The 5,168-nt window shown below is 73.4% G+C and carries 1 protein-coding gene and 1 pseudogene; both read right to left on the bottom strand.

What is annotated here, in order from left to right; translation table 11 throughout:
• Positions 1-1,970: pseudogene (locus BMZ82_RS38855) on the bottom strand (type I polyketide synthase); the annotation flags it as partial.
• A 25-nt stretch (positions 1,971-1,995) separates the two neighbouring features.
• Positions 1,996-5,168 (bottom strand): type I polyketide synthase (locus BMZ82_RS38850; RefSeq protein ID WP_143099019.1); only part of this gene is annotated, 3,173 nt, incomplete at its 5' end.

The following is a 5,168-nucleotide window of genomic DNA, read 5'->3' as shown; positions in this document are numbered from 1 at the left end:
ACCAACGCCACCGCATCGTCCAGCGACAACACCCCGGCCACATGCGCAGCAGCCACCTCACCCACCGAATGCCCGGTCACGAAGTCCGGCACCACACCGAACGACTCCAACAACCGGAACAACGACACCTCGACCACGAACAGACCGCACTGCGCGAACAACGTCTGATCCAGCCGCTCACCACCGTCGAGAACGATCTCCCGCACCGGACGCCCGACAACGGACTCCACACGGCCGCAGACGTCCTCGAACGACGCGGCGAACACCGGATACCGCGCCAGAAGCTCCCGACCCATCCCCGACCACTGAGAACCCTGACCCGAAAACAGGAACCCAGTGCCGCCATCGCGTCCGGCGACGCCGGTGATCGTGCCTGTTGTGCCGTCCGCCAGGGCTGACAGGCCGGCCAGCAACTCGTCCCGGTCCGCGGTCAGCACCGCACCGCGGTGCTCCAGGGCGGCACGGGACAGCGCCGCCGCGCGCGCCACCTCGGTGATGTCGGCGCCGGGTTCGGCGAGCAGGTGCTCGCGCAGCCGCGCGGCCTGTCCGCGCAGGCCCTCCGTGCCTCGCCCGGAGACCAGGACCGGTACCGGCAGCACCGGTTCCGCGGTGGGTTCCGGCGTGGTCTCGGTGGCCGGGGCCTGCTCGATGATGACGTGGGCGTTGGTGCCGCTGACGCCGAACGCCGAGACGGCGGCGCGGCGGACATCGGTCTCCGGCCAGGGCCGCGACTCGGCGAGCAGGCCCAGCGGGCCACCGGCCCAGTCGACGTGCGGGGTCGGTTCGTCGACGTGCAGCGTGCGGGGCAGCGCCCCGTGGCGCATCGCCTGCACCACCTTGATCACACCCGCGACACCTGCGGCGGCCTGCGTGTGCCCGATGTTGGACTTGACCGACCCCAGCCACAACGGCCGGTCACGGTCGGCACCGTAGGTGGCCAGCAGCGCCTGCGCCTCCACGGGGTCGCCGAGTGAGGTGCCGGTGCCGTGCGCCTCCACCAGATCGACGTCCCGGGGGGACAGTGCCGCGTTGGTCAGCGCCTCGACGATGACCCGGCGCTGCGCCTGACCGTTGGGCGCGGTCAGCCCGTTGGACGCGCCGTCCTGGTTGACGGCCGAACCGCGTATCACGGCGAGCACCGGGTGGCCGTTGCGCTGGGCGTCGGACAGCCGTTCCAGCAGCAGCATCCCGACGCCCTCGGACCAGCCGGTGCCGTCGGCGTCGGCGGAGAACGCCTTGCAGCGGCCGTCGGCGGCCAGCCCGCCGAGCCGGTCGAACTCCACGTAGGTGCCGGGGGTGGACATGATGGTCACGCCGCCGGCCAGGGCCAGCGACGTCTCCCCGGAGCGCAGCGACTGCACCGCCAGGTGGAGGGTGACCAGCGAGGAGGAGCAGGCGGTGTCCACGGTGATGGCGGGTCCTTCGAAACCGAAGGTGTAGGCGACCCGGCCGGTGGCGATGCTGGCGGCGTTCCCGTTGCCGATGAAGCCTTCGAGCTCCTCGGGCACGCTGTCCATCAGCGTCGCGTAGTCGTGGTACATCACCCCGGCGAACACACCGGTGCGGCTGCCGCGCACGGTGTGCGGGTCGATCCCGGCGCGTTCGAAAGCTTCCCAGGAGGTCTCCAGCAGCAGCCGCTGCTGCGGGTCCATGGCCAGCGCCTCGCGCGGCGAGATGCCGAAGAACCCGGGGTCGAAGTCACCGGCGTCGGCGACGAACCCGCCGAGCCCGACCGGCAGTCCGGCCAGGTCCCAGCCGCGGTCGGCGGGGAACCCGGAGATCCCGTCCCGGCCCTCGGCCAGCATCTCCCACAACTGCTCGGGGGTGCCGACCCCGCCGGGGTAGCGGCAGGCCATGCCGACGATCGCGATGGGCTCGCGCTGGGCCTGTTCGATCTCGGCCAGCCTGCCCTGTGCGCTCTGTGCCTCGGCCAGTGCGCGCCGGAGATAGTCCCTGAGCTTGTCCTCGTTTGCCACGCGGAATCCTTCCCTGCCCCTAGCTGGCGCCGAGGTCGTCTACAAGGTCGAACAGTTCGTCGTCGGAGGCCGACGACAGGTCTGGCTCCGGTGCGGAGCCGGTCTGGTCCTCGCCGCCGTACTTGGCCAGCAGCGCGGTGAGCCGCATGCGCAGCTTCGCCCGGTCCACGGCGCCGGGTTCGGCGCTGGTGAGCGCCGTTTCGAGCTGGTCGAGTTCGGCGAGCACCGAGGTGGCCCGTGTGCCGTCCGCGGCGGGCATGGACTCGTGCAGGTGCGCGGCGAGCGCCACCGGGGTGGCGTATTCGAACACCACCGCGGCGGGCAGCCTGATGCCGGTGGCCTCGGACAGCCGGTTGCGTAGTTCCACCGCGGCCAGCGAGTCGACGCCGAGTTCGGCGAAGGTGCGGTGTCCGGCCACGGCGGTCGGCGAGTCGTAGGCGAGCACCCCGGCCGCTTCGGCGCGCACCAACGTCAGCAGCGCCTCCGCCCGGTCCGATCCGGACAACGCGGCCAGCGCGGTGGTGGGCCCGGCGCTTGCGACGGCGGCCGGGGCGGGGGTTTCCCGGACCAGGCCGCGCAGCACCGCCGGGACCGGCCCGCCGGCCCCGATGGCGGCCCGGTCCAGCCGCAGCGGCGCAAGCACCGGTTCGTCGACGGCGCGCGCCAGGTCGAACAGCTCGAGCGCCTCGGCGGTGGCGAGCGGCCGCAGCCCGGCGCGGGCGATGCGGGCCAGGTCGGCTTCGGCCAGCCCGCCGGTGATGCCGCTGCGCTGCTCCCACAGACCCCAGGCCAGCGAGGTGGCCGGGAGTCCGGCGGCGTGCCTGGCACGGGCGAGCGCGTCCAGTGCGGCGTTGGCCGCCGCGTAGGCGCTCTGCCCGGCCGCGCCGAGTACCCCGGCGGCGGAGGAGAACAACACGAAGTCGGTCAGCTCACGGTCGCGGGTCAGTTCGTCCAGCCATCGCGCGCCCAGCACCTTCGGCGCCAGCACCGCCCGCAACCGCTCCTCGGTGAGGCCGGTGACCAGACCGTCGTCCACGACCCCGGCGGCATGCACGACGGCCGTCACCGGGTGCTCGGCCAACAGCGCGGCCACCGCCTCCCGTTCGGCCATGTCACAGGCGACGATCCGGGCGGTGGCGCCGAGTTCGGCGAGTTCGGCGGCCAGTTCGGCCGCGCCCGGGGTGTCCGCGCCGCGGCGACCGGTGAGCACCAGCTCGCGCACCCCGCAGTCGGCGGCCAGGTGCCGGGCGAGAGCCGCGCCGAGCGCACCCAGTCCGCCGGTGATCAGCACCGGGCCGTACGGGTCCCAGGCGGTGCCGTCGCGGTCGGTGATCCTGGACAGCGGGACTGGGGACAGCCGCGGCACGAGCAACTCGCCGTCCCGCAGCACCAGTTGCCCACCGGGTATGTTCCACGCCGTGGCGGGAATCTCGGCGCTGTCAGTGCCCTCGACACCCTCAACGCCCTCTACGTCCGCGAGCAGGAAGCGGTTCGGGTGTTCCTGCTGCACCGAGCGCAGCAGGCCCCAGACCGCGGCGGCGGCCGGGTCGGTGCGCGCGTTGCGGGTGCGCAGCGCCAGCCGGGTGTCGGCGAAGCGGTCCTCGGCCAGCCAGGTGCGCACCGCGCCCAGCGCCCACCCGGCCGAGGCGACCGGATCAGCCTCGGTCGCGGCCGACAGCACCACCACCGAGGGCAGTTCCCGGTCGGGCAGCTCGGCCAGGTCGGCACAGGTCAGCACGCTGGGGCCCGGAACGGCCGGCAGGGTCGCGGGCACCAGGTCCTCGACGTACAACGATTCGTGGTGGCCGAGCTGTTGGGCCGAGATCGGCCGTACGGCGAGGGATTCCACCACGCCGACCGGAGCACCCGTGGCGTCGGCCAGCTCGATCCGGGCCGCTTCGGCGGCGACGGCGGATATGCGCACCCGCAGCGCGGACGCCCCGGTGCGGCGCAGCGCGATCCCGCTCCAGGCGAACGGCAGCAGGGTGCGGTCGTCCTCGCCACCGCCCTCGTCCTCACGCAGGTAGCGCATGGCGTGCAGCGCCGCGTCCAGCAGCGCGGGGTGCAGCCCGTAGCGGGCGGTGTCGGTGAGCTCGGGCAGGGCGATGTCGGCGAAGATCTCGTCGCCGCGCCGCCAGGCCGCCCGCAGCCCCTGGAACGCCGGGCCGTACTGGAGCCCGGTGGCGGCGAACTCGGCGTAGGCCGTGCCGACGTCCAGTGCTACGGCGTCCCGTGGCGGCCAAACATCCAAGTCGGCTTGCGGCGCGGCCACCACCGTGCCGAGCACGGCGCGGGCGTAGCAGGTCCAGGCGGTGCCGTCCCCGGCCGGGCGGGCGTGCACGGTCAGCGGCCGGTCCCCCGCCGCGCCGGGCGCGCCGACCCTCAGTTGCAACTCGACCGCTCCGTGCTCGGGCAGCACCAGCGGCGCTTGCAGGGTCAGTTCGGCGACCTCGCCTGCACCGGCCTCCGCAGCGGCGTGCAGGGCCAGTTCGACGAACACGCTGCCGGGCACCACCGTCGCGCCGAGCACCGTGTGCTCCCTCAGCCAGGGCTGCGCCCGAGTGGCCAGCCGACCGGACAGCAGGAACCCGTCCTCCTCGGCGAACTCCACGGTCGCGTCCAGCAGCGGGTAGCCGCCCCGTTGCGCCGGTTCGACGTTGTCCAGCCAGTAGCGGCGGTGTTCGAAGGCGTAGGTGGGCAGGTCGACCGGGTCGGCGGCGGGCAGGTACCGCGCCCAGTCCACCGCGCCACCGTGCACCTGGAACCGCGCCAACCCGGCCGCCAGAGTGCGGACTTCCGGCTGGTCACGACGCATCAACGGGACGAATACGGCGGTGGCGTCGTCCTCCGGCAGACAGTCCGGCCCGGCGGCGGTGAGCGCGGTGTCCGGCCCGACCTCCACGAACCTCGTCACACCCTGCGCATGCAGATGCGCCACGGCATCGGCGAACCGGACCGTCTCCCGGACGTTACGCACCCAATAGTCGGCAGTCGTGGGCGTCGCCCCGACCTCCACCGTCGACACGAAGGGAATACGCGGGGCAGCGAAGGCGACACCGGCGATGGCTTCCCGGAACCGCTCCAACACCGGCTCCACCAACGGCGAATGGAACGCATGACTCACCCGCAACCGCGAACACCGCCAGCCCCGCTCCCGCACCCGCCCCTCGACGACGTCCACCGCCGACCCCA

Source organism: Streptomyces sp. yr375, assembly GCF_900110755.1.
Lineage (GTDB): Bacteria > Actinomycetota > Actinomycetes > Streptomycetales > Streptomycetaceae > Streptomyces.
This window is presented reverse-complemented; position numbering and strand designations above follow the sequence as displayed.